This is a genomic window from Lelliottia nimipressuralis, assembly GCF_041464075.1.
In the GTDB taxonomy this organism is placed as follows: domain Bacteria; phylum Pseudomonadota; class Gammaproteobacteria; order Enterobacterales; family Enterobacteriaceae; genus Enterobacter; species Enterobacter nimipressuralis.
This window is the reverse complement of the sequence record NZ_CP167172.1, coordinates 1,272,944-1,297,842: the sequence shown is the minus strand read 5'-3', so window position 1 is coordinate 1,297,842 and position 24,899 is coordinate 1,272,944. Positions and strand designations below refer to the sequence as shown.

Annotated in this window: 26 protein-coding genes; 17 read left to right on the top strand and 9 right to left on the bottom strand. The window is 55.0% G+C overall.

The window, feature by feature from the left end:
- Positions 1 to 5 precede the first annotated feature (5 nt).
- The 13 genes from lptE to lipA all read left to right on the top strand — a co-directional run bounded on the left by lptE (position 6) and on the right by lipA (position 12,370).
- Positions 6 to 575: an LPS assembly lipoprotein LptE gene (gene lptE / locus ACB496_RS06030; protein WP_102104171.1), complete on the top strand. Its 570-nt coding sequence runs from the start codon at positions 6 to 8 to the stop codon at positions 573 to 575.
- Positions 575 to 1,606: a DNA polymerase III subunit delta gene (gene holA, locus ACB496_RS06025; RefSeq protein ID WP_100777225.1), complete on the top strand. Its 1,032-nt coding sequence runs from the start codon at positions 575 to 577 to the stop codon at positions 1,604 to 1,606. Before lptE ends, holA begins: the two co-directional genes overlap by 1 nt.
- Positions 1,599 to 2,264 carry a nicotinate-nucleotide adenylyltransferase gene (gene nadD, locus ACB496_RS06020; protein WP_371974673.1) on the top strand — a complete coding sequence of 222 codons (666 nt, stop codon included), beginning with the start codon at positions 1,599 to 1,601 and terminating at the stop codon, positions 2,262 to 2,264. Before holA ends, nadD begins: the two co-directional genes overlap by 8 nt.
- A 268-nt stretch (positions 2,265 to 2,532) precedes the next feature.
- Positions 2,533 to 2,850 carry a ribosome silencing factor gene (gene rsfS / locus ACB496_RS06015; protein WP_100777226.1) on the top strand — a complete coding sequence of 106 codons (318 nt, stop codon included), beginning with the start codon at positions 2,533 to 2,535 and terminating at the stop codon, positions 2,848 to 2,850.
- 3 nt (positions 2,851 to 2,853) lie between these two features.
- Positions 2,854 to 3,321, top strand: coding sequence for a 23S rRNA (pseudouridine(1915)-N(3))-methyltransferase RlmH (gene rlmH / locus ACB496_RS06010; RefSeq protein ID WP_014069327.1), 468 nt, complete (start codon positions 2,854 to 2,856; stop codon positions 3,319 to 3,321).
- A 28-nt stretch (positions 3,322 to 3,349) separates the two neighbouring features.
- The gene (gene mrdA / locus ACB496_RS06005; RefSeq protein WP_100777227.1) at positions 3,350 to 5,251 is read left to right on the top strand and encodes a peptidoglycan DD-transpeptidase MrdA; all 1,902 of its coding nucleotides are present in this window, start codon (positions 3,350 to 3,352) and stop codon (positions 5,249 to 5,251) included.
- A gap of 2 nt (positions 5,252 to 5,253) precedes the next feature.
- Positions 5,254 to 6,366, top strand: a complete 1,113-nt coding sequence (gene mrdB / locus ACB496_RS06000) for a peptidoglycan glycosyltransferase MrdB (RefSeq protein ID WP_100777228.1) — start codon at positions 5,254 to 5,256, stop codon at positions 6,364 to 6,366.
- 16 nt (positions 6,367 to 6,382) lie between these two features.
- Entirely contained in the window at positions 6,383 to 7,483 is a 1,101-nt protein-coding gene (gene rlpA, locus ACB496_RS05995) for an endolytic peptidoglycan transglycosylase RlpA (protein ID WP_107704047.1), read from the top strand.
- Between the two features lie 139 nt (positions 7,484 to 7,622).
- Positions 7,623 to 8,834 (top strand): D-alanyl-D-alanine carboxypeptidase DacA, encoded by a 1,212-nt coding sequence (gene dacA / locus ACB496_RS05990; RefSeq protein ID WP_095281215.1) that lies wholly within the window; start codon positions 7,623 to 7,625, stop codon positions 8,832 to 8,834.
- 108 nt (positions 8,835 to 8,942) lie between these two features.
- Positions 8,943 to 9,206 (top strand): DUF493 family protein YbeD, encoded by a 264-nt coding sequence (gene ybeD / locus ACB496_RS05985; protein WP_095281214.1) that lies wholly within the window; start codon positions 8,943 to 8,945, stop codon positions 9,204 to 9,206.
- A 97-nt stretch (positions 9,207 to 9,303) separates the two neighbouring features.
- A complete protein-coding gene (lipB, locus tag ACB496_RS05980) occupies positions 9,304 to 9,945 on the top strand; it encodes a lipoyl(octanoyl) transferase LipB (RefSeq protein WP_123429272.1) in 642 nt (213 codons plus the stop codon).
- Between the two features lie 299 nt (positions 9,946 to 10,244).
- Entirely contained in the window at positions 10,245 to 11,198 is a 954-nt protein-coding gene (locus tag ACB496_RS05975; RefSeq protein WP_102104175.1) for a YbeF family transcriptional regulator, read from the top strand.
- A gap of 206 nt (positions 11,199 to 11,404) precedes the next feature.
- Positions 11,405 to 12,370, top strand: coding sequence for a lipoyl synthase (lipA, locus tag ACB496_RS05970; RefSeq protein ID WP_102104176.1), 966 nt, complete (start codon positions 11,405 to 11,407; stop codon positions 12,368 to 12,370).
- An 81-nt stretch (positions 12,371 to 12,451) separates the two neighbouring features.
- On the opposite strand, the gene tatE is transcribed toward lipA, so the two are convergent.
- Both tatE and ACB496_RS05960 read right to left on the bottom strand, forming a co-directional pair.
- A complete protein-coding gene (tatE, locus tag ACB496_RS05965) occupies positions 12,452 to 12,655 on the bottom strand; it encodes a twin-arginine translocase subunit TatE (RefSeq protein WP_100777233.1) in 204 nt (67 codons plus the stop codon).
- Between the two features lie 127 nt (positions 12,656 to 12,782).
- The gene (locus ACB496_RS05960) at positions 12,783 to 13,571 is read right to left on the bottom strand and encodes a deaminated glutathione amidase (RefSeq protein ID WP_371974672.1); all 789 of its coding nucleotides are present in this window, start codon (positions 13,569 to 13,571) and stop codon (positions 12,783 to 12,785) included.
- Positions 13,572 to 13,637: 66 nt separating this feature from the next.
- Between ACB496_RS05960 and crcB the strand changes: the two genes are divergently transcribed.
- On the top strand, positions 13,638 to 14,021 hold the full coding sequence (gene crcB / locus ACB496_RS05955; protein WP_100777235.1) for a fluoride efflux transporter CrcB: 384 nt from the start codon (positions 13,638 to 13,640) through the stop codon (positions 14,019 to 14,021).
- 223 nt (positions 14,022 to 14,244) lie between these two features.
- Here the strand turns inward: crcB and cspE are convergent, their stop codons facing one another.
- The 7 genes from cspE to ACB496_RS05920 form a co-directional block, all read right to left on the bottom strand.
- Positions 14,245 to 14,454, bottom strand: coding sequence for a transcription antiterminator/RNA stability regulator CspE (cspE, locus tag ACB496_RS05950; RefSeq protein ID WP_000034826.1), 210 nt, complete (start codon positions 14,452 to 14,454; stop codon positions 14,245 to 14,247).
- Positions 14,455 to 14,644: 190 nt separating this feature from the next.
- Positions 14,645 to 15,190, bottom strand: a complete 546-nt coding sequence (pagP, locus tag ACB496_RS05945) for a lipid IV(A) palmitoyltransferase PagP (RefSeq protein WP_371975211.1) — start codon at positions 15,188 to 15,190, stop codon at positions 14,645 to 14,647.
- 193 nt (positions 15,191 to 15,383) lie between these two features.
- Positions 15,384 to 18,488 (bottom strand): efflux RND transporter permease subunit, encoded by a 3,105-nt coding sequence (locus tag ACB496_RS05940; RefSeq protein WP_371974671.1) that lies wholly within the window; start codon positions 18,486 to 18,488, stop codon positions 15,384 to 15,386.
- Positions 18,485 to 19,690: an efflux RND transporter periplasmic adaptor subunit gene (locus tag ACB496_RS05935; protein ID WP_371974670.1), complete on the bottom strand. Its 1,206-nt coding sequence runs from the start codon at positions 19,688 to 19,690 to the stop codon at positions 18,485 to 18,487. Before ACB496_RS05935 ends, ACB496_RS05940 begins: the two co-directional genes overlap by 4 nt.
- On the bottom strand, positions 19,687 to 20,943 hold the full coding sequence (locus ACB496_RS05930) for a TolC family protein (protein ID WP_371974669.1): 1,257 nt from the start codon (positions 20,941 to 20,943) through the stop codon (positions 19,687 to 19,689). The genes ACB496_RS05935 and ACB496_RS05930 overlap by 4 nt, the downstream gene beginning before the upstream one ends.
- 11 nt (positions 20,944 to 20,954) lie before the next feature.
- Positions 20,955 to 21,266 (bottom strand): copper-binding protein, encoded by a 312-nt coding sequence (locus tag ACB496_RS05925; RefSeq protein WP_371974668.1) that lies wholly within the window; start codon positions 21,264 to 21,266, stop codon positions 20,955 to 20,957.
- A gap of 55 nt (positions 21,267 to 21,321) precedes the next feature.
- Positions 21,322 to 21,723 (bottom strand): hypothetical protein, encoded by a 402-nt coding sequence (locus tag ACB496_RS05920; RefSeq protein ID WP_371974667.1) that lies wholly within the window; start codon positions 21,721 to 21,723, stop codon positions 21,322 to 21,324.
- Between the two features lie 341 nt (positions 21,724 to 22,064).
- Here ACB496_RS05920 and dcuC point away from each other — a divergent pair, with 341 nt between their 5' ends.
- The 3 genes from dcuC to ACB496_RS05905 all read left to right on the top strand — a co-directional run bounded on the left by dcuC (position 22,065) and on the right by ACB496_RS05905 (position 24,890).
- Positions 22,065 to 23,438: an anaerobic C4-dicarboxylate transporter DcuC gene (dcuC, locus tag ACB496_RS05915; protein ID WP_102104185.1), complete on the top strand. Its 1,374-nt coding sequence runs from the start codon at positions 22,065 to 22,067 to the stop codon at positions 23,436 to 23,438.
- Between the two features lie 142 nt (positions 23,439 to 23,580).
- Positions 23,581 to 24,390, top strand: a complete 810-nt coding sequence (rna, locus tag ACB496_RS05910; protein WP_371974666.1) for a ribonuclease I — start codon at positions 23,581 to 23,583, stop codon at positions 24,388 to 24,390.
- 173 nt (positions 24,391 to 24,563) lie between these two features.
- Positions 24,564 to 24,890 (top strand): PTS fructose transporter subunit IIB, encoded by a 327-nt coding sequence (locus ACB496_RS05905; RefSeq protein ID WP_102104187.1) that lies wholly within the window; start codon positions 24,564 to 24,566, stop codon positions 24,888 to 24,890.
- Positions 24,891 to 24,899 lie beyond the last annotated feature (9 nt).

The window sequence follows — 24,899 nt, the reverse complement described above, 5'->3', positions numbered from 1 at the left end:
GAAACGTGCGACAACTGGCAACAATACTCTTATCTCTGGCGGTGCTTGTCACCGCAGGTTGTGGCTGGCATCTGCGCAATACCACGGCAGTGCCGCCTCAGATGAAAACGATGATCTTCGATTCCGGGGATCCAAATGGCCCATTGAGCCGCGCCATTCGTAACCAGCTGCGTCTTAACGGCGTTGAGCTGATCGAAAAAGGCACATTGCGTCAGGATGTTCCATCGTTCCGTGTATTGAGCTCCGTGCTGAGCAAAGACACGGCGTCCATCTTCCAGGATGGCCGTACGGCGGAATACCAGATGGTGATGTCGGTGAGTGCTGCCGTGCTGGTGCCGGGTAAAGACATTTACCCGATCAGCACCAAAGTCTACCGTTCGTTCTTTGATAACCCACAAACTGCGCTGGCAAAAGATGCCGAGCAGCAAATTATCATCAACGAAATGTACGACAAGGCGGCGGAACAGCTGATCCGTAAACTGCCAAGCATTCAGATGGCGTCAAAAGACACCAGCACGGAACACTCTGTGCCACTGGATACCACGCCGCAAGTTACCGGAACGCTGGGTAACTAATGGTTCGGTTGTATCCTGAACAACTCCGCGCGCAGCTCAATGAAGGGCTGCGCGCGGCGTATCTGCTCCTCGGAAACGATCCCCTTTTACTTCAGGAAAGCCAGGATGCCGTGCGCCAGGTCGCCGCGTCTCAGGGCTTCGATGAACATCACGCTTTCCAGATAGACAACAGCACCGACTGGCAGACACTCTTTTCCCTGTGCCAGGCGATGAGCCTGTTTGCCTCGCGCCAGACGATTTTGGTCCAGCTGCCGGAAAATGGCCCGAATGCGGCGATTAACGAACAGCTCGCCACGCTGGTCAGCCTGCTGCACAACGATTTGCTGCTGATTGTTCGCGGGAATAAACTCACCAAAGCGCAGGAAAATGCGGCCTGGTTTACCCAGCTCGCGGCCCATTCTGTGCAGGTGACCTGCCAAACCCCTGAACAGGCACAGCTGCCGAAGTGGGTGGCGGTCCGGGCAAAGCAGCTCAATTTGCAGCTGGATGACGCGGCCAATCAGCTGCTGTGCTATTGCTATGAAGGCAATCTGCTGGCGCTGGCGCAGGCGCTGGATCGCCTGTCACTGCTGTGGCCGGATGGCAAACTGACATTACCGCGCGTTGAACAGGCGGTGAACGATGCGGCGCACTTTACCCCTTTCCACTGGGTCGATGCGTTGCTGGCGGCCAAGAGCAAACGCGCACTGCACATTTTGCAGCAGCTGCGGCTCGAAGGCAGTGAGCCGGTGATTTTGCTGCGCACGCTGCAGCGTGAACTGTTATTGCTCAACACCCTGAAACGCCAGTCGGCCAACATGCCGCTGCGCGCCCTGTTCGATAAACATCGCGTCTGGCAAAACCGCCGCGCCATGACCACCGAGGCAGTTAATCGCCTCAGCGCCGAGCAGCTTCGTCAGGCGGTGCATCTGCTGACACGCGCCGAACTGACGCTGAAGCAGGATTACGGTCAGTCGGTCTGGGCGGAGCTGGAAAGTCTTTCCCTTCTGCTGTGCCATAAGGCGCTGGCAGACGTCTTTATTGATGGTTGATATGAGTTCTTTACAGGCGTTGTATGGCGGCACCTTCGATCCGGTCCATTATGGGCATCTGAAGCCGGTCGAAATTCTGGCGAATCTGATTGGCCTGCAGCGCGTGATCATCATGCCGAATAATGTTCCCCCGCACCGCCCGCAGCCCGAAGCGACCAGTGAACAGCGCAAAGAGATGCTGGCGCTGGCCATCGCCGATAAGCCGCTGTTTCAACTTGATGAGCGCGAACTGCGCCGGGATACGCCCTCCTATACTTCGCAAACGTTGCAGGAGTGGCGCGCTGAGCGCGGCACGACGCAACCGCTGGGATTTATCATCGGCCAGGACTCTTTGCTCAATTTCCCCTCCTGGCATCAATATGAAACCATTCTGCAAAACAGCCATCTTATCGTCTGCCGCCGTCCAGGTTATCCGCTGACCATGAAGGAAGAGCAGCATCAGGCCTGGCTGGACACCCATCTGACGAACGATGTGGAAGATCTGCACACCCTGCCTGCCGGTAAAATTTATCTGGCCGAGACGCCGTGGTTTGATATCTCCGCCACCCTGATCCGCGAACGGCTTCAGCAGGATTTATCCTGCGACGATATGCTGCCCGCGCCAGTGCTCAACTATATCCATCAACACGGGTTGTATCAGAAAAGCGCAGATGAATGAGGGGAAGCGCGAAAATTCGCGTTATTCACCGCCGCGCCATTGACAGCCCTCTTCAGGCTGATATCCTCCGCAGCCTGACTTCCTGCCAGTCGTTGCCAAATAGAAATTGTTTTACAAAAATGGCGATGCATTGTCAGGCCGGGGATGGGATGATACCCGCCTTTAAAAGTCCGTCAGGTGACATTTGTCCCGACACAGCCGCCAGTTAAGGTATACTGCCAGGCTATCCATTTAATCGTTGCTCAACTTCACTCACCAGGGGGAAAACTTGCAGGGTAAAGAACTCCAGGATTTTGTTATCGACAAAATTGATGACCTGAAAGGTCAGGACATCATCACTATCGACGTTCAAGGTAAATCCAGTATCACCGACTGCATGATCATTTGCACCGGCACATCCACACGTCATGTTGCTTCTATTGCCGATCATGTGGTTCAGGAATCGCGTGCAGCTGGCCTGATGCCGCTGGGCGTAGAAGGCGAAGCCATTGCTGACTGGGTTGTTGTGGACCTTGGCGATGTGATCGTCCACGTCATGCAGGAAGAGAGCCGTCGTCTGTATGAGCTGGAAAAACTCTGGGGTTAATGCGTGAAGTTGCAACTGGTAGCCGTCGGCACAAAAATGCCGGACTGGGTACAGACGGGTTTTACTGAATATCTGCGCCGTTTTCCCAAAGACATGCCGTTCGAACTGGTGGAGATCCCAGCAGGAAAGCGCGGTAAGAACGCGGATATCAAACGTATTCTCGAAAAAGAGGGTGAGTTAATGCTGGCAGCGGCTGGCAAGAACCGCATTGTAACCCTCGATATCCCAGGCAAACCCTGGGATACGCCGCAGCTGGCGCACGAATTAGAGCGCTGGAAGCAGGATGGCCGCGACGTCAGTCTGTTGATTGGCGGTCCGGAAGGGTTGTCCCCCGCCTGCAAAGCGGCCGCAGAACAAAGTTGGTCCCTCTCCGCGCTGACGCTGCCCCACCCGCTTGTTCGGGTGCTGGTCGCAGAAAGCCTCTATCGCGCGTGGAGCATTACTACCAACCACCCTTATCACCGTGAGTAATGATTGACCAGGGCAAATTAAGCAGCGGATGAAACTACAGAATTCTTTTCGCGACTATTCGGCTGAGTCCGCGCTGTTTGTGCGCCGGGCGCTGGTCGCTTTTACCGGGATTTTGCTGCTGTCTGGCGTACTCGTCGCCAACCTCTACAATCTGCAAATCGTCCGCTTTACCGATTATCAAACGCGCTCCAACGAAAACCGCATCAAGCTGGTGCCCATCGCACCGAGCCGCGGCATTATCTACGACCGTAACGGCACGCCGCTGGCGTTAAACCGCACCATCTACCAAATCGAGATGATGCCGGAAAAAGTCGATAACGTGCAGGACACGCTGGATGCGCTGAAAGGCGTGGTCGACCTCACGGATGACGATATCGCCGCCTTCAAAAAAGAGCGTTCGCGTTCGCACCGCTTTACCTCCATCGCCGTGAAAACCAATCTGACGGAAGTCCAGGTCGCCCGCTTTGCGGTGAACCAGTACCGCTTCCCCGGCGTTGAGGTCAAAGGCTATAAGCGTCGATTCTACCCTTACGGCTCCGCGCTGACTCACGTCATCGGCTACGTTTCCAAAATTAACGATAAAGACGTCGATCGTCTCGACAAAGACGGCAAACTGGCAAACTACGCCGCTACCCATGATATCGGTAAGCTTGGCATTGAGCGCTTCTACGAAGACGTGCTGCATGGACAAACGGGCTACGAAGAGGTTGAAGTGAACAACCGTGGCCGCGTGATCCGCCAGCTAAAAGAGGTGCCGCCGCAAGCCGGTCACGACGTCTATCTGACGCTCGATCTTAAGCTCCAGCAGTATATCGAAACCCTGCTGGCAGGCAGCCGTGCAGCGGTGGTGGTCACCGATCCGCGTACCGGCGGCATTCTGGCGCTGGTATCTATGCCAAGCTACGATCCTAACCTGTTCGTCGATGGCATCTCCAGCAAAGACTATTCCGGCCTGTTGAACGATCCGAACACCCCGCTGGTGAACCGCGCCACCCAGGGCGTCTATCCGCCAGCATCCACGGTCAAACCGTATGTCGCCGTCTCCGCCCTGAGCGCCGGCGTGATCAACCGCAATACCAGCCTGTTTGACCCTGGCTGGTGGCAGTTGCCTGGCTCAGAAAAACGCTATCGTGACTGGAAAAAATGGGGCCACGGTCACCTGAATGTCACCAAATCTCTGGAAGAGTCGGCGGATACCTTCTTCTATCAGGTCGCCTACGACATGGGGATTGACCGCCTCTCGGAGTGGATGAGCAAATTTGGCTACGGCCACTACACGGGCGTGGATCTCTCGGAAGAGCGCTCAGGCAACATGCCAACGCGCGAGTGGAAGCTGAAACGCTTTAAAAAACCGTGGTATCAGGGCGACACCATTCCGGTCGGTATCGGCCAGGGTTACTGGACCGCCACGCCAATCCAGATGAACAAAGCCATGATGATCCTCATCAACGACGGCGTGGTGAAAGTACCGCACCTGCTGATGAGCACCGTCGAAGATGGCAAACAGGTTCCGTGGTCGCAGCCCCATGAAGCACCGGTGGGTGATATCCATTCCGGCTTCTGGGAAATCGCCAAAGACGGGATGTACGGCGTCGCCAACCGTCCAAACGGCACCGCGCATAAGTATTTTGCGGGCGCACCGTATAAAGTGGCGGCGAAATCCGGTACCGCACAGGTCTTCGGCCTGAAAGCCAACGAAACCTATAATGCGCATAAAATCGCTGAACGTCTGCGTGACCATAAACTCATGACCGCATTTGCGCCTTATGATAAGCCTCAGGTGGCGGTAGCGATTATTCTCGAAAACGGCGGCGCTGGTCCGGCGGTAGGTACGATTATGCGCCAGATCCTCGACCACATTATGCTGGGCGACAACAACACCGACCTGCCGGCTGAAACCCCAGCCGCCTCTGCGGCGGAGGACCAATAATCATGACGGATAATCCAAATAAGAAATCGCTGTGGGACAAAATCCACATCGACCCGGCCATGCTGCTGATCCTGCTGGCATTGCTGACCTACAGCGCCCTCGTTATCTGGAGCGCCAGCGGCCAGGATATTGGCATGATGGAGCGCAAGATTGGCCAGATCGCAATGGGGCTGGTGATCATGGTGGTGATGGCGCAAATCCCGCCGCGCGTCTATGAAGGCTGGGCGCCCTACCTCTATTTTATCTGTATTATTTTGCTAATCGCCGTGGATGCGTTTGGGGCGATTTCGAAAGGTGCGCAGCGCTGGCTCGATCTCGGGATTGTGCGTTTTCAGCCCTCCGAGATTGCGAAAATCGCCGTTCCGCTGATGGTCGCACGCTTTATCAACCGTGACGTCTGTCCGCCTTCGCTGAAAAATACCGCCATTGCGCTGGTGCTGATCTTCCTGCCGACCCTGCTGGTTGCGGCGCAGCCCGATCTGGGAACGTCGATTCTGGTGGCGCTGTCCGGCCTGTTCGTGCTGTTCCTGTCCGGCTTGAGCTGGCGATTAATCGGCATTGCGGTGGTGCTGGTGGCCGCCTTTATCCCGATACTTTGGTTCTTCCTGATGCATGACTATCAACGTCAGCGCGTCATGATGTTGCTCGATCCGGAAACCGATCCGCTGGGCGCGGGCTATCATATTATTCAGTCTAAGATTGCAATTGGCTCGGGTGGATTGCGCGGTAAAGGCTGGCTGCACGGAACACAGTCACAGCTGGAGTTCTTGCCGGAACGCCATACGGACTTTATTTTCGCCGTTCTGGCGGAAGAGCTTGGCTTGGTCGGTATTTTGATTTTGCTGGCCCTGTACCTCCTGCTGATCATGCGTGGACTGTGGATCGCCGCGCGCGCGCAGACCACTTTCGGTCGCGTCATGGCAGGCGGTTTGATGCTGATTTTATTCGTTTATGTCTTCGTAAATATTGGTATGGTGAGTGGGATTCTGCCGGTTGTAGGCGTGCCATTACCGCTGGTGAGTTACGGAGGCTCGGCACTGATCGTGTTGATGGCCGGGTTTGGGATAGTGATGTCTATCCATACCCACAGAAAAATGTTGTCCAAAAGCGTATAAAAATAAGGGGATCGCCATGCGTAAGCAGTGGCTGGGTATCTGCATCGCAGCAAGTTTACTTGCAGCTTGTTCAAGTGATGATGGTCAGCAACAGGCAACCATCGCGCCGCCGCAGCCTGCGGTCTGTAACGGTCCGGTGGTTGAAATCAGTGGCGCGGACCCGATTTATGAGCCGCTGAACGCGGGCGCCAATCAGAATTACGAACGCGACGGCAAGAGCTATAAGATCGTTCAGGACCCGTCCCGTTTCAGTCAGGCCGGTTTTGCCGCCATCTATGACGCGGAGCCAGGCAGCAACCTGACCGCCTCTGGCGAGACCTTCGACCCGGCGCAGATCACAGCCGCGCACCCGACGCTGCCTATCCCAAGCTATGTCCGCGTCACTAACCTGGCGAATGGCCGCATGATTGTGGTGCGCATTAACGACCGTGGCCCTTACGGTAACGATCGCGTGATTTCGCTCTCCCGCGCGGCAGCCGATCGTCTGAATACCTCCAACAATACCAAAGTCCGCATCGATCCGATTATCGTGGCCCAGGACGGAACGCTGTCTGGCCCTGGAACCGTATGTACCACCGTCGCCAAACAGACCTATGCCCTGCCCGCTCGTCCGGATTTGAACGGAGGAATGGGGAGCGCCTCTTCCCTGCCGCAAGACACCACGCCACCGGATAATGTGCGCGCCATCAGCAACGATACGCTGAAAAGTGACGACTCCACCGGTGCACCAGTGAGCAGCAGCGGTTTCCTGGGCGCAGCGACACCGCTGGCCTCCGGCGTGCTGGAAGGCAGTGAGCCAACGCCAGCCCCCGTTGCGGCCACACCTGTCACTCAGCCAGCGCCGGTGACCGCGCCTGCTGCGGTGACGCCGCCAGCGGCGACCTCTGCCAGCGGCAATTTTGTGGTTCAGGTCGGTGCGGTAAGCGATCAAGCGCGTGCGCAGCAGTATCAGCAGCAGCTGAGCCAGAAATTTGGCGTACCTGGCCGCGTTGAGCAAAACGGTGCCGTCTGGCGTATCCAGATGGGGCCTTTTGCCAGCAAATCGCAGGCCGCGTCGTTGCAGCAGCGTCTGCAAAACGAAGCGCAGTTACAGTCGTTTATCGCTGTTGCGAAGTAATGAATCGGCGGTATCCGAATTGTCAGTTTGTGTAACCAACGTTCACAATCTCATGCTGAAAGTCGGATGCCTGCCTGTATAGCATTTGCTATAGTAAGGCACTTTTTTTAATTCCATCACGGATGTCGTAGTTCTGACCATGAAGACCACTCTCTCCGCTCGATTCTTGCAGCGCATGGCGCTGACCACGGCCCTTTGCGCAGCCGCTCTCTCAGCCGCTCACGCCGATGACCTGAATATCAAGACCATGATCCCTGGCGTTCCGCAAATTGACGCGGAATCCTACATCCTGATCGACTACAACTCCGGCAAAGTGCTGGCAGAACAGAACGCTGATTCGCGCCGTGACCCTGCGAGCCTGACCAAAATGATGACCAGCTACGTCATCGGCCAGGCGATGAAAGCGGGTAAATTCAAAGAGACTGACCTGGTCACCGTGGGTAACGATGCCTGGGCGACCGGTAACCCGGTGTTTAAAGGCTCTTCCCTGATGTTCCTGAAACCAGGGATGCAGGTGCCCGTTTCTCAGCTGATCCGTGGCATTAACCTGCAGTCCGGTAACGACGCCTGTGTGGCCATGGCCGATTTCGCCGCCGGTAGCCAGGACGCCTTTGTTGGCCTGATGAACAGCTACGTTTCCGCGCTGGGCCTGAAAAACAGCCACTTCCAGACCGTACACGGCCTGGACGCAGACGGTCAGTACAGCTCCGCACGTGATATGGCGCTAATTGGCCAGGCACTGATTCGTGACGTGCCGAACGAATACACCATCTATAAAGAAAAAGAGTTCACCTTTAACGGCATCCGTCAGACCAACCGTAACGGTCTGCTGTGGGATAACAGCCTGAACGTCGACGGCATCAAAACCGGTCATACGGATAAAGCGGGCTACAACCTGGTGGCCTCCGCGACTGAAGGCCAGATGCGTCTGATCTCCGCGGTAATGGGCGGTCGTACCTTTAAAGGCCGTGAGACGGAAAGTAAAAAACTGCTGACCTGGGGCTTCCGTTTCTTCGAAACCGTGAATCCGTTGAAAGCCGGTAAAGAATTTGCGTCAGAGCCGGTGTGGTTTGGCGACAACGACCGCGCATCCCTGGGCGTAGATAAAGATCTGTACCTGACCATTCCTCGTGGTCGCATGAAAGACCTGAAAGCCAGCTACGTGCTGAACACCAGCGAACTTCACGCGCCGCTGCAGAAGAACCAGGTGGTGGGAACCATTAACTTCCAGCTCGACGGTAAAACCATCGATCAGCGTCCGCTGGTGGTGCTGGATGAAATTCCTGAAGGCAATTTCTTCGGCAAAATCATTGATTACATTAAATTGATGTTCCATCACTGGTTTGGTTAAAAATTGAACACTTGAAAGTGTGATTTTGATCCCCATATACTAGGTATCCTGATAACTCCCACCCTCACGTGGGAGTTATTATTTTTTTGATGTAATGCCGGAGCTGACATGAAAACCAAACTTAACGAACTGCTTGAATTCCCTACCCCGTTTACTTACAAAGTAATGGGTCAGGCGTTGCCGGAGCTGGTTGACCAGGTGGTTGAAGTGGTACAGCGCCATGCGCCGGGTGACTACTCTCCGACGGTAAAACCAAGCAGCAAGGGCAACTACCACTCGGTTTCCATCACCATTACTGCCACGCATATTGAGCAGGTCGAAACCCTGTACGAAGAGCTCGGCAATATCGAAATCGTCCGTATGGTGCTGTAGTCCCCTCGTGGTTACCCGCTTTGCCGGGTAACCCGCTCCCCTCTCTGTGATATACTCCCTACACCCTTTTCTCGCTACCTCCCCCGGAGTTGCTGTTTTGTATCAGGATAAAATTCTTGTCCGCCATCTCGGGCTGCAACCTTATGAGCCTGTCTCTCAGGCTATGCATGATTTCACTGACTCACGCGATGACAACACGCCCGATGAGATCTGGCTGGTCGAGCACCTGCCGGTTTTCACCCAGGGGCAGGCAGGTAAAGCAGAGCATGTGCTGGTTCCCGGTGACATCCCGGTTATTCAAAGCGATCGCGGCGGGCAAGTGACCTACCACGGACCGGGTCAGCAAGTGATGTATGTCTTGCTGAATCTGAAACGCCGCAAACTCGGGGTACGCGAACTGGTCACGCTGCTGGAGCAAACCGTAGTGGATACGCTGGCAGAATACGGCATCGATGCCCATCCGCGTGCCGATGCGCCGGGGGTGTATGTCGGGGAGATGAAGATCTGTTCGCTGGGGTTGCGCATCCGCAAGGGCTGCTCATTCCACGGCCTAGCGCTCAATATCAATATGGATCTTTCGCCTTTCCTGCGCATCAATCCGTGTGGTTATGCGGGAATGGAAATGACCCAAATGCACCAATGGGTAGAAAATGTCACCCCAGATATTATTCGCCCGACGCTGGTAAGTAATCTTTTAGCGCTGCTAAACAATCCACCACACGAATATATTCCCGCTTAATATATTATACATGATGGTCCATTTATTTTATGGACCTTCGCGTATTTACCGCATTTACGCTTTACAATAATCCATAGTTTCTATATTTTCGAAGCGCTTGAGCAGGTTCACATATTTTGCTGCGTTTAATTTCAGTACGTGAATACCACCTTGCGAACTGGCCTTCATTTGATTGAAAATTACACAGTTAGTTGATTTCCCTAAACAATTGACATCCACAAAATACTTTACCAATCACTACAAGCACAATATATAAATTCAACTATCATTCATATTGTGAATGAATACGGAGTGACAGCGTGGATTATAATAATTTACCGGCTAAACGACTGAATGAGCCAGGCGGTCAGGACAAGCCGCAAGTTTTTAGGACTTTACGTAATATTGACCTCAATTTATTGACGATCTTTGAGGCCGTATATGTCCATAAGGGTATCGTTAATGCTGCGAAAATTCTTAATCTCACCCCCTCAGCAATTAGCCAGTCAATTCAGAAATTGCGCGCTATATTTCCTGACCCGCTGTTTATTCGTAAAGGCCAGGGTGTCACCCCTACCGCTTACGCCACGCACCTTCACGAGTACATCAGCCAGGGGCTGGAGTCGATTCTCGGTGCTCTGGATCTCACTGGCAGCTATGACAAACAACGCACCATTACCATAGGCACGTCGCCTTCCGTCGGCGCGATGGTCTTGCCGATTATCTATCAGGCGGTGAAGCGTGAAGCGCCACAGCTGATGCTGCGCAATATTCCGGTTAACGACACGGAAACCCAGCTCGCACAGTTCCAGACTGACCTGATTATCGACAGCAATGCTTTTGGCGCACGATCGCTGGCCCACAGCGTGCTTTACGCCGACGGGCTGCTGCTGGTATGTCGCAAAAATCATCCGGCCCTCAGCCAGACGGCAACGGCTGAAAATCTGCGTGAATATGAGTACGCCCTGTTCATGAATGACGGGCACAACCTGAATCAGCTGCACCAGCGCGTTAACGAACTGTTCCCGGATCGCCTGGTGAACTTCAGCAGTTACAATATGTTTACGATTGCGGCGCTGGTGGGCAACAGCGACATGATCACCATTATGCCTTCGCGCCTTTATACCCTGCTGCGTCAGTGCTGGCCGCTGGAACAGATCCCCTACGCGCCGCTAAATGCTGAATCTATTGAGATTGCGCTGCATTACAATAAACTGAGCCTGCGCGACCCGGTTCTGGAAAACGTGATTAACATTATCCGTCAGGCGTTTTAAAGCCCCTTCCAGCGCAAGCCCCTGCCCCGCAGGGGACAAAGGGCACAAAACAACAACTATTTTACAATTTGGCGACCTCACAGGCTGCTTTATCGCCCTTATCAATGATATACTGCCTGTCGTTCGTTCAAAAATAGTTGATAAATACAACATTCCCTTGAATTGAAACGCTTTCCCTCGAATTTCGCAACTGGAACACGCACGCTATGAGTAAACCCATTGTGATGGAACGCGGTGTTAAGTACCGCGACGCCGATAAAATGGCCCTTATCCCGGTTAAAAACGTGGTTACGGAGCGCGAAGCGCTGTTAAGAAAACCGGAATGGATGAAAATCAAACTTCCGGCTGACTCGTCACGCATTCAGGGTATCAAAGCGGCGATGCGTAAGAACGGCCTTCACTCTGTCTGTGAAGAAGCGTCTTGCCCGAACCTTGCGGAATGTTTCAACCACGGTACGGCCACCTTTATGATTTTGGGCGCGATTTGCACCCGTCGCTGCCCGTTCTGCGACGTAGCACACGGTCGCCCGGTCGCCCCTGACGCCAACGAGCCGCTGAAGCTGGCCCAGACCATTGCCGACATGGCATTGCGCTACGTGGTGATTACCTCCGTTGACCGTGACGATCTCCGCGACGGCGGTGCGCAGCACTTTGCAGATTGCATCACCGCCATCCGTGAGAAAAGCCCGAACATTAAGATTGAAACGCTGGTGCCCGATTTCCGTGGTCGTATGGATCGCGCGCTGGATATTCTCACCGCCACGCCACCGGATGTGTTCAACCACAACCTGGAAAACGTGCCGCGCGTTTACCGTCAGGTGCGTCCGGGCGCAGACTACAACTGGTCACTGAAGCTGCTGGAACGCTTCAAAGAAGCGCATCCACACATTCCAACCAAATCTGGTTTGATGGTCGGTCTGGGTGAAACTAACGCTGAAATTATCGAAGTGATGCGCGATCTGCGCCGCCATGGCGTAACGATGCTGACCCTGGGTCAGTATCTGCAGCCTAGCCGTCATCACCTGCCGGTACAGCGCTACGTCAGCCCGGATGAGTTCGATGAAATGAAAGCCGAAGCGATGGCGATGGGCTTTACCCACGCAGCTTGTGGTCCATTCGTTCGCTCTTCCTACCATGCGGATATGCAGGCGAAAGGCGAAGAAGTGAAGTAATAATTTATTACACTTCACCCATAAAAAAACCGGCTATTACGCCGGTTTTTTTCTTTCCAGAGAACTGGAAGGACAGTGCCATTACTCTTTGTGCGACAGCTTCTCAGCCGGGACGTCGCCCTCTGCCGTTTTCTTAGCAGTGGTGTCGTCATCGTTCATCGCTTTTTTGAAGCCTTTAATGGCTGTACCCAGGTCTCCGCCCAGAGTACGTAACTTCTTGGTACCAAACAGCAGGACGACCAGCGCCGCAACCACCAGCAGTTTAGTAATACTAATCTCACCCATAGATACCTTCTTCACTTAAAACAGGCTGCAAACAGCGCCAGAAAACCTGATGTTATTAACGGACATTCGACGCGCGCACACAATAGCAATCTGTAACAAGGTGAATCAAGCTCTGATGAAAAAAACATCACATTAATTGCGGTGGCGCAAACCGTCGGTTGGTCAGAACCGGTAATTGCCGCCGCGCCTGCGCGATTCGCTCAGGATCTATCTCAGCCATGAAGAGGCCAGGCGCTTCACCTGCTGCCGCAATCGTCACGCCCAGGGGATCAACAATCCGGCTTTGGCCGATATTCTTATTACCACACTCTCCGGCGGCAACAATGTAGCAGGTGGTGTCCAGCGCGCGTGCGGTTAATAACGTCGCCCAGTGATGCTCTTTGAGCGGCCCTCTGACCCACGCGGCGGGCAGCACTAAGACTTCCGCCCCGGCCAGTGCCAGGTTCAGCGCCATCTCCGGGAAGCGTAAATCGTAGCAGGTCATCAGCCCCAGCTTGATGCCCTCGACGTCTATCAGCGGTGGGATCTGGCTGCCGGGATCAACCAGGCGGGATTCCTGAACAGTAAAGGCATCATAGAGATGGAGCTTGGCGTAATTCGCGATGATTTTCCCCTCACGCAGTACGACCAGGGTATTGGCTGCCCTGCCCTCGGTCGTCGGGACATGCACCGTCAGCACCGTGGTGAGCCGGTTGCGCTGGCTCTCATCCAGCAACAGCTGTAAAAAGCCGCCGTCCAGGAGCTGGGCCGACTTTACCGAAAGGTCCGGGTCCTGATCATGACGAGCCAGAAGCGCCTCCGGGAGAACCAGCAGCGCGGCTCCCTGGCGCGCCGCTTGTGCCATCAGTGCGACACACTGCCGGGCGTTTTCCTCCCAGAATGGGCTAACCGCGAACTGTCCAACCGCAACATACATATTTTCCCCCTGCTTCACTTAGCGATACACTCAATACTTTGACTCATTCAATAGCAGGAATTGACAGTGTTACAACTCCTTTTAGCCGTATTTATTGGCGGCGGCACGGGCAGCGTTGCGCGATGGTTTCTCAGCATGCGCTTTAACCCCATGCATCAGGCCATTCCGATGGGTACACTCACCGCGAACCTGATCGGCGCGTTTATCATTGGTATGGGATTAGCGTGGTTTAACCGCATGACGCACATCGATCCGATGTGGAAATTATTGATCACCACCGGTTTTTGCGGCGGGTTAACGACCTTTTCCACCTTCTCGGCTGAAGTGGTATTTCTGCTCCAGGACGGGCGTTTTGGCTGGGCACTGACAAACATTGCCGTCAACATGCTCGGCTCGTTTGCGATGACCGCGCTCGCATTTTGGTTATTTTCTGCCGCCAGCGCGCATTAATCACTGGCATATTAATGTTAGCTTAATTTTTCTCTGTCACGCTTGTCGACAAATTGACCAGGGGTGATGAGATGAAAGAAAAAGTGATGAGCGCAGGCATGATGTTACTGAGCGTACTTATCGTCGCCAGCTTTCTGAGAATGTATCTGTTTTAGCTCTAAAAAAAGCACAAAAAAAACCCGCTCAATGAGCGGGTTTTGGAGTTCTTGCTGAACGGCTCGAATTACAGAGCAGTTACGTTAGCAGCAGAAGGACCTTTGGCACCGTTAGTGATTTCGAACTCAACGCGCTGGCCTTCAGCCAGGGTTTTGAAACCATTAGTCTGGATTGCAGAGAAGTGTACGAACACGTCTTTGCTGCCATCTTCCGGAGTAATGAAACCGAATCCTTTGGACTCATTAAACCACTTAACGTTACCTTTAATCTTAGACATCAAAATTACCTTTACATGAAAAATGGACACAAATGCTGTGTCGGGTATCAGTACAACAATTGTGGGCCGTTTTGTCCAGCGGTTCTTTGTTAAAAAGTGACAAAAGTCGCGTTAATTTTATCGACTGGCTGTTTGTGCTTTGCGATTCAAAAAGCGTGCATTTTTCAGCCAATCGACAGTTTTTTTTCAGTTAAAACTGGAAGCGCATCCAGGCGAAGTAAACGTTACCGTTGTTGTAGGTACCCGGAATATAGGTCATCTGGAATGTGGCCGGACCGTAGCCGATAGACGCCAGCGGCAGCAGCACAGGAATCGGGATATATTTCCAGTTATCACGCGCCGTAAAGCCCGCCGTGTACCCCAGGCCCATGTGGAAATTGTCATCCGTTAGCGGACGCCAGGTCTTCTCCCAACCGTAACCACCAATCGGCTCCCATTTGTTATAGGAGTCTTTAAACGCCATCAGGTACAGGCCGTGCCAGTTGCCTTTATCATCCCAGCGGGATTGACCAAAACCAGCACCCCACGGGCGTTCGTTGTAACGATCCGTTTTCTCTTTGTCGTAGGCAAAACGGGCGTGCCAGGTGATTGCCGGAACATACAGGTCATAATGCTCAGGTTCGTTCCAGGTCTGCGCTACGTTGTCGGTGAAGGTTGAGAACCACCCTTTATCCGCCGCTTTCTCATCTGCCATCGCCGAAGCCGATAAGGTGAGCTGAGCAAAAACAAACAACATAACCAGGAAAATATTATTTCTTATCGTCACAATGAAATTACCATTTTTCGTATTCGGGGCGATTTTAACAAATATTAATTAAATGAAGACTGAATAACATCGCCCTTAATCCGAATTATTTACTTTCAAAAGTGGGAATATTCCTGGTGAATAACAACAAAACGCCCCGAAATAATCGGGGCGCAAAGATTAATTAACGCTTATGTAACAATTTATACAAAGCAGGAATAACCAGCATGGATAATAAGGGTGCTGTGACCATACCGCCGATCATCGGTGCCGCAATGCGTTGCATCACCTCAGAGCCGCTTCCGCCGCCCCACATAATGGGCAGCAAGCCCGCCATGATCGTAGCAACTGTCATCACTTTTGGCCGCACGCGTAGCACTGCACCTTCATGAATCGCATGCATCAGTTGCGTGTTTCCCCCCTCAGGATATTTATCCAGAGCCTGATTGAGATACAGCACCATAATAACGCCGAATTCCGCAGCCACCCCGGCGAGGGCTATAAATCCGACAGCACCCGCGACGGAAAGATTATATCCCAACAGCCACAACAGCCATACGCCACCTATAAGCGCAAACGGCAAAGTCCCCATTATTAATAAGACATCCGCGATTCGCTTAAACGTCAGCCACAACAAAACAAAGATAATCATCAACGTAACCGGAAGCACCAGTTTCAGTTTTTCCGTGGCGCGTTCCAGATATTCAAATTGCCCGGACCACGACAGAGAAACACCCTGCGGCAATGTGACCTGTTCGGCGACGCGCTGCTGCATCTCTTCAACAGCGGACTTCAAATCCCGCCCGCGCAGGTCGACATAAATCCAGTTCGAGAGCCGTGCGTTCTCGCTTTTCAGCATCGGCGGCCCTTCTGTCACCTGGATATCCGCCAGTTCCCCCAGCGCGATCTGGCTGCCGTTTGCCGTCACTACTGGCAGAACCCGCAGCTTATCGACGTTATCCCGCAGATCGCGGGGATAGCGCACGTTGATGGGATAGCGCTCGCGCCCCTGAATCACCTCTCCGATGTTGTCGCCGCCCACCAGCGTCGAGACCATACTCTGCAGCTCATCGACGGAGACACCGTAGCGCGCCGCTTTTTGCCGATCGATACGAATATCGACATAGCGCCCGCCCGCCAGCCGCTCCGCCAGCGCAGACGTCACGCCCGGCACCTGTTTCACAATCGACTCAATCTGCCCGGCGACGCGTTCGATATCGGCAATATTGTTGCCGTTCACCTTAATCCCCACCGGACTCTTGATCCCCGTTGCCAGCATGTCCAGACGGTTACGAATCGGTGGCACCCAGACGTTGGCAATACCAGGGACCGAGACGGTTTTATCCAGCTCCTCCACCAGTTTTTCAGGCGTCATGCCAGGCCGCCACTGGTCGCGCGGCTTAAAGTGGATCGTGGTCTCAATCATCGTCAGCGGCGCCGGATCCGTTGCCGTATCCGCTCGTCCGGCTTTACCAAACACGCTCGCGACTTCCGGAACGCTCTTGATCAACCGATCCGTTTGCTGCAACAGACGACCGGCCTCGCGCGCTGAAATGCCCGGCAGCGTCGACGGCATATACAGCAGATCCCCCTCATTGAGCGGCGGCATAAACTCGCTGCCCAGCCGACTGAGTGGCCACAGCGTCACCAGTAAAAGCACCAGCGCCAGCGCCAGGGTTGTTTTGGGAAAGCGCAGAACGTTATCGAGCAGCGGCTCATACAGCCGAATCAAAAAGCGGTTTATTGGGTTGGCCTTTTCATCCGGGATTTTGCCGCGAATGAAATAGCCCATCAGCACCGGAACCAGCGTGATCCCAAGCCCTGCCGCCACCGCCATCGACCAGGTTTTGGTGAAAGCCAGCGGCGAGAACATGCGGCCCTCTTGCGCTTCGAGGGAAAAGACCGGGATGAACGACAGCGTAATAATCAGCAGGCTGCAAAACAGCGCCGGGCCCACTTCGACCGCCGCCCGCTCGGCCAGATGCCAGTAATCGCCGGAGGTAGGCTCCTGATCCGGATGATCGTGTCGCCACTGCTCCAGCACTTTGTGCATGTTTTCAATCATCACAATCGCTGCATCGACCATCGCGCCAATCGCAATCGCAATCCCCCCCAGCGACATAATATTGGCGTTGATGCCCTGGTAGTGCATCACCACGAACGCCCCCAGAATCCCTAAGGGTAACGAGACGATCGCCACCAGCGCCGAGCGGAAATGAAAGAGGAATAACGCGCACACCAGTACCACGACGGCAAACTCTTCCAGTAGTTTATGGGTCAGGGTTTTGACCGACTCTTCAATCAGCGTTGAGCGATCGTAAACCGGCACAATCTCCACCCCTTCCGGCAGCGTTTTTTGCAGCGCCTGAAGTTTATCTTTCACAGCATGAATAGTTTCCAGCGCATTTTGCCCGTAGCGCATCACCACCACGCCGCCCGCCACTTCACCTTCACCGTTCAGCTCCGCCACTCCACGACGGATTTCAGGCCCGTAGCTCACCGTCGCGACATCGCGGAGCAGCACCGGTTTGCCGTCACGCGACGTGAGCACCACATTGCGGAAATCGTCCAGCGAGCGCAGATAACCGGTGGTGCGCACCATGTATTCCGCCTCCCCCATCTCCAGCAATGCGCCACCGCTCTCCTTATTCGCCGCCTGAATGGCACTCACCAACTGACCGTGAGTAATATTCAGCACACGCATTTTTTCGGGCGACGCCACAATCTGATATTGACGCACCATGCCGCCAATGCTGGCGACTTCAGAGACGTTTGGCACGGTTTTAAGCTCAAACTTTAAGGTCCAGTCCTGCAGCGCCCGCAAATCGGCGAGGCTGTGCTTGCCGGTGCGGTCGATCAGCGCATATTCATAAATCCAGCCGACCCCTGTCGCATCCGGCCCAAGAGAGACTTTCACCCCCGCCGGGAATTGCGACTGCACCTGGCTCAGATACTCCAGCACCCTTGAGCGCGCCCAGTACAGATCGGTGCCATCTTCGAAAAGCACATAGACATAGGCATCGCCAAACATTGAAAAACCGCGCACGGTTTTGGCCCCCGGCACGGAGAGCATCGAAGTGGTGAGCGGCCAGGTCACCTGATCCTCAATGACCTGCGGCGCTTTGCCTGGATAGCTGGCTTTGACGATCACCTGCACGTCCGAGAGATCCGGCAGTGCGTCCAGCGGCGCGCGCTGGACCGCCCACCAGCCCCAGCCTGCCATGATCGCGGCTGCGAGGATCACCAGCAGCCGGTTGCGTAATGAAGCACGAATGACGGCGGCAATCATGGCATCACCTCCGGCAGCGCGCTGCGCAGGCTCGCTTCCGAGTCGATCAGGAATTGCCCGGAGGTCACCACGGTATCGCCCTCCTGCACGCCGGAGGTGATTTCGGTCCAGCCTTCAGCCGTCATTCCCGTTGTCACCTTAACCGGGCGGAAATAGCCATCGCCCGTTGCCAGTAAAACACGCTGCGATTCACCGCTGTTAATCACCGCCTCTTCCGGGACAGCAAGCACCGCAGCACCGCGCGTTTGCTCTGCGCGAGAAACATTCAGGAACATGCCCGGTTTCAGTTTATTGCCTGGGTTTTCCAGTACGATTCGCGCCTGAAGCGTGCGCGTGGTCGCTTCCATTTGCGGCAGCAGTTCGCTGACGGTGCCGTGAAAACGCTCGCCCGGCCAGCTTTCGGACGTGGCACTCATTTCGCTGCCCACCCTCAGGGATTGCGCCTGGGTTTGCGGATAATCCACAACCAGCCAGACCGTATCCAGCGCGGCGATCTCAAATAACGGCGCGGTAGCCGCCACCTGCGCCCCTTCCCGCGCGTCCAGCTTGACGACATACCCGGCGCGGTCGGTGCGCAGGGTTAATCGGGTTTGCGGTTTCCCGCTGCGCTCGACGGCGCGAATAGTCTCTTCCGGCATAAACTGCAGCGCCAGCCGCTCCCGCGCCGCGCGGGTGAGCGTCGCGTCCCCGAGCTGACGTACGGCCAGATACTCCTGCTGCGCCGTCGTCCACTGGGGAACCCAAATCTCTGCCAGCGGTTCACCGGCTTTGACCTGCTGCTGCTGCGCACGCACGTAGAGTTTTGCGATCACGCCCGCAGCGGGTGCCGGATAAATTGTCAGGCTGCGTTCATTGGTCGAGACCGTCGCATAGGCCGAGAAAGGCTGCGCCAGCGCGCGCTTCTGCGCTTTGCCCGTTTTCATTCCGAGGTTTTGCTGCTGCTCGGCACTGATCCCCACGCCCGTCGCCGCTTTCTCTTCGTCGGCGTAACGCGGCACCAGATCCATATCCATGAAAGGCGATTTTCCGGGCTTATCGAAACGCTGGCCCGGCATCATCGGGTCGTACCAGTAGAGCACTTTGCGCTCGGCCGGTTTTGCCTCGTCGGGAGCGGCATGCATCGTGCGCTGCCCCGCGTAATAGCCGCCGCCCGCAGCCAGTAGAACGGCCAGTGCAATTGCGCTTAACGTCAGTATTTTCATTGTGTGATGTCCTGCGGGATCAGCCATTGAATTGCCGCCCAGGTTCGCGCCATCTCGCGCTCAGCCTGATTGGCAGCCAGTTCGGTGTCGAGCACGCTGCGACGTGCCTCAAGGAGCGCCGGGAGTTCCGACTGCCCGGAACGGTACTGTGCGGCCAGCACCGCCAGCCGTTGATGCTGGAGCGGAAGGAGGTCATCGCGCTGGCGCTGCCACAGGGTCTGCGCGGCCTGGTATTGCGCCACCAGCGACTGCACCTGCGCGACATGCTCGCGCTGAATCAACGTCAGCTGATCCACGGCCTGCATCGATCGCGACACCTCGGCGGCATAGTCCTTGTCCTGTCGGCGCGACTGGAACAGCGGCAGATCGACGGTAAACATCACGCCCGCCATATCGTCATACCCTTCGGCGCGATGAGCGTAGAACACCTCCACATCGACGTCGGGGATCGCCGCTATCGCCGACTGGGCCGAGCGGGCTTTTGCCGTTTCCGATTCGCGCTGCGCGGCTTCCACTTCAGGATGCCGCACAATCGCCTCCTCCAGCGTCTTTTCGTCGGCAGGTAAACGTTGATAGCGCGGCAGCGGGCCTTGCACATCGGTAATGGCTTGACCGGTGAGCTGGAACAGGCGGCTTTGCGCCAGCTGAACATCCCGGCTCGCGAGCGTCACTTTGTCGCGCATCGCACTCAGGGTCATCTGCAGCGAGAGCACGCTGTCGGGCGATGCACTTCCTGCGCCGACGCTGGCCTTTTGCACACCCTGCTGACGCTCGGTTTCACTCACCAGATTTTTGGCGGTTGTGAGTGCCCGCTTTGATAACGCAAGATCGAGCCACGCCTGCGCCGTATCACGCTGGAGCGCGGCGCGAATGGCCTCGGACTTCGCCTCCACACCCCGCGCCTGGGCCTGTAACGTTTGCGATTTACGCTCCCGCTTTTCCGCACTCACGTAGCTTTGCATGATGCCAATGCGCTGCATCGTCATCCCTTCGCGGGTAAACCGCTGGTCATTACTCCCCTGCACCGGCACGTTTTCGATGCCGAATTTGAGTTTAGGGTCGGGCAGCTGAGTGGCGGAATCCGCCATCATATCCAGCGCCTGCGCTTCGTTGCGGCTGGCAGAAAGCTCCGCAGAATAGCGCTGGGCTTCGGTCAGGGTTTGCGCGAGCGTCCAGGACTGGGCCTGAACCGCTGAGCTTAAAAAGCCGAGCAGCACCCCACCGAGCCACAGGCTCAGTGTCTGATATTTCATGGTCTCCTCCCTTAGCGCAGCGGCGTCAGGGAGATAATCTGGAAGCCGTCACCCGCGCGTTCGAGCGTAAAGGTGACGCGATCGCCGGACTTCAGCGAAGCGGTATCCACGCTTTTCGCCAGCACAAACGGCATGGTCATCGCGGGCCACTGCAGCTCAGGAATGGCCTGATGCTGGAGGATGATTTGGGGTGGCGCGATCTGCTGAACCACGCCCTGGCCTTGCCATTGTTGGGCTGTAGGTGACGGTTCGGTGGCCTGAACGGAAAGAGAGATAAGGGAAAACAGCACGCCCGTAAGCGCAGAGACAAAAATTGCACGCATGATAAAACTCCTGTTAATCGTAAAAGAAAAATGAATTCAACGAATTAACAGAGAGCTATTCCCGGAACCGGCAAAAACGGATCGTTGCCGGCGGCCCCGCTGCGGGAGGGGGGAGTGACCATGCGGACGGCGAAACGTCGCTGCATGAAGGGGTGTTTAAGGTGATGGTCATGGTTGCAGGAAGCGCGACCACCTGCGTCTGCCCGGGATCTTTTTGTGCCTGATCCGGAACGCAGTGTTTTTCACACAGAGGTGAAATATTGCTGAGCTCGTGATGAAGCGGCGTGGTCATCATGTCCATATGTTGGATCATGGCGCTTTCGCCGCGCGGGCTCAGGGAGCAATCATGGGACGCAACCGCGACCTGGCTCTGAATCAGCAGCCAGCCGAACGCGAACAAAAACATCAGCAGATGTTTTTTTAGAAAGCGCAGGCGGTAACTCCAGCTGGCATGCATATTCGCGTCGTCGGGTGGCAAAAGGAAGCCGAGTATAAGAACAGCGCGTGTTGAAATTAAAGCTATTTTAAATAGTTTTACGTTCTTAATCCTTTCACGGATAAAACCCTCTAAATATCACAACAATTAATTATCATTTTAATGACATATAATAATCATAGCTTCGGTCAATAGTGTGGTGACACAAATGACGTAGTGGTGGCAAAATATCGTTGATGGCCGTTTTAGTAGTCATTTTATTGATTTTAGTCAGCAAGAACTGTCCATTTATTCGGCACATTTCAACACTTCATTTTTTTGATTTTCCGTGCTCTCTGGGGAGCGCACGTACAGGGGAAACCATGCTTACCGTTATCGAACTCCTCATCGGAGTGGTCGTCATTGTCGGCGTCGCGCGCTACATCATTAAAGGCTATTCCGCCACCGGGGTATTATTCGTCGGCGGTTTAACGCTGCTTATTATTAGTGCGCTAATGGGCCACCAGGTGTTACCGGCCAGTGAAACCAGCACCGGTTATACCGCCACCGATATTGTGGAATATATTAAAATTCTGCTGATGAGCCGCGGTGGCGATCTCGGCATGATGATTATGATGCTGTGTGGTTTCGCCGCGTATATGACCCATATCGGCGCCAATGATATGGTTGTCAAACTGGCCTCAAAGCCGCTGCAATATATTAACTCCCCCTACATTCTGATGATTGCCGCCTATTTCGTGGCGTGCCTGATGTCGCTGGCGGTCTCCTCCGCTACCGGTCTCGGCGTTCTGCTGATGGCGACGTTGTTCCCGGTGATGGTGAACGTGGGTATCAGCCGCGGTGCCGCGGCAGCGATTTGCGCCTCCCCTGCCGCGATTATCCTCTCCCCAACGTCTGGTGACGTAGTATTGGCTGCAAAAGCAGCCGAAATGCCGCTGATTGATTTCGCCTTTAAAACCACCCTGCCGATCTCTATCGCCGCCATTATCGGTATGGCGGTTGCGCACTATTTCTGGCAGAAGTATCTCGATAAAAAAGAAAACATCAGCCACGAGATGCTGGACGTGAGTGAAATCACCACCACCGCGCCATCGTTCTACGCCATTCTGCCGTTTACGCCGATCATTGGCGTACTGATTTTCGATGGTAAATGGGGCCCACAGCTGCACATTATTACCATTCTGGTGATCTGCATGCTGCTGGCGGCGGTGCTGGAATTCGTACGCGGTTTTAACACTCAGAAAGTGTTCTCCGGCCTGGAAGTGGCGTATCGCGGGATGGCTGACGCCTTTGCGGGCGTGGTGATGCTGCTGGTCGCGGCGGGCGTTTTCGCTCAGGGTCTGAGCACCATCGGCTTTATCCAGAGCCTGATCTCCATCGCCACCTCCTTCGGCTCTGCCAGCATTATTCTGATGCTGGTGCTGGTTGTCCTGACGATGCTGGCCGCCATGACGACCGGCTCCGGTAACGCCCCGTTCTATGCGTTCGTCGAGATGATTCCAAAACTGGCACACTCGTCCGGTATCAACCCGGCCTACCTTTCGATTCCGATGCTGCAGGCCTCCAACCTGGGCCGTACTATCTCCCCGGTTTCCGGCGTGGTGGTTGCGGTCGCCGGTATGGCCAAAATCTCGCCGTTCGAAGTGGTGAAACGCACCTCTGTTCCGGTACTTGTCGGCCTGGTCATTGTGATTATCGCAACAGAAATCCTGGTGCCGGGTACGGTCGCGGGATAAAAGAATGGGTCTGGTGGCGCTGCGCTAGCCAGGCCTGCCTTACCCTCAGCCCGCGTCGCCGGGCACAAAAAGCGCCTGCGGGCGCTTTTTGTGCTTTAATAAGTTCCTGGAATTAATTTCCCTTTAATCATCAGGAATTCAAATGTTCAGGAAGGATATCGTTCTCCGGTTCAGTGCAACCGCTCTTGCCCTGTGCGCCTTCTCAGCACATGCCGCGCCGCTTCAGGCCACACAGTATGCCGATTTTGATCGCTACGTCCTTGCCCTCTCCTGGCAGACCGGTTTTTGTCAGAGCATGCACGACCGAAACCGCAATGAGCCTGACGAGTGCCGCCTGCAAAAAGAGAGCAAAACCAAAACGGATTTTCTGACGGTTCACGGCCTGTGGCCGAGCCTGCCCAAATCTATCGCCTCTCGCGGGGTGGACGATCGCCGCTGGATGCGATTTGGCTGCGCCACTCGCCCCGTCCCCAACATGCCAGAAGCCAGAGCCAGCCGTAAATGCGCCGCTGCCGAAACCGGGCTTTCCTTCGAAGCCGCCGCAAAACTCAACGGCGTAATGCCGGGCGCGGGCGGAGAGTCCTGTCTTGAACGCTATGAATACGCCAAGCACGGCGTCTGCTTTGGATTCGATCCTGACGCCTATTTTGGCACCATGGTGCGCATGAATCAGGAAGTGAAAAGCAGCGCGCTGGGGAACTTCCTTGCTGATCACTACGGCAAAACGGTTTCTCGCCGCGATTTTGACGAGGCCGTCGCCAAAAGCTGGGGCAAAGAATCCGTTAAAGCCGTCAAGCTGACCTGCAACAATAACCCGGCGTATCTCACCGAACTGCAGCTTTCGCTCAAAGCCGCGACCATCAACGCGCCGCTCTCATCCGCGTCGTTTGCGCCCCAGCCGCACCCTGGCAACTGCGGCAAACAGTTTGTCATTGATAAAGTCGGCTACTGATCTTCTGCCGGGTGCACCCGCACCCGGCGTTTCATCCTTTTCCCTTATATGACGATAAGCGTCACACTTCTGATCTCACGCCTCATCTCTCCAGCTAATGCATTATTTATCCGGTAAACAACCCTGAAACCTCCCCGCCATAATCGCGATGTCATCTACAGGAGAATGTTCACATGGCTAAAAAACTGATTGCGTTGTGCGCCTGCCCGATGGGTCTGGCACATACCTTTATGGCGGCTCAGGCGCTGGAAGAGGCCGCGGTAGAAGCAGGCTACGAAGTCAAAATTGAAACCCAGGGGGCGGATGGCATCCAGAACCGCTTAACGCCACAGGATATCGCCGGGGCGGACATTATTATTCACGCCATCGCGATCACCCCGGAAGACAACGAACGCTTTGAAACGCGGGACGTGTACGAAATTACCCTTCAGGACGCCATTAAAAACGCGGCGGGAACCCTGAAAGAAATCGAAGAAATGATTGCTGCAGAACAACAATAATCCTCCACT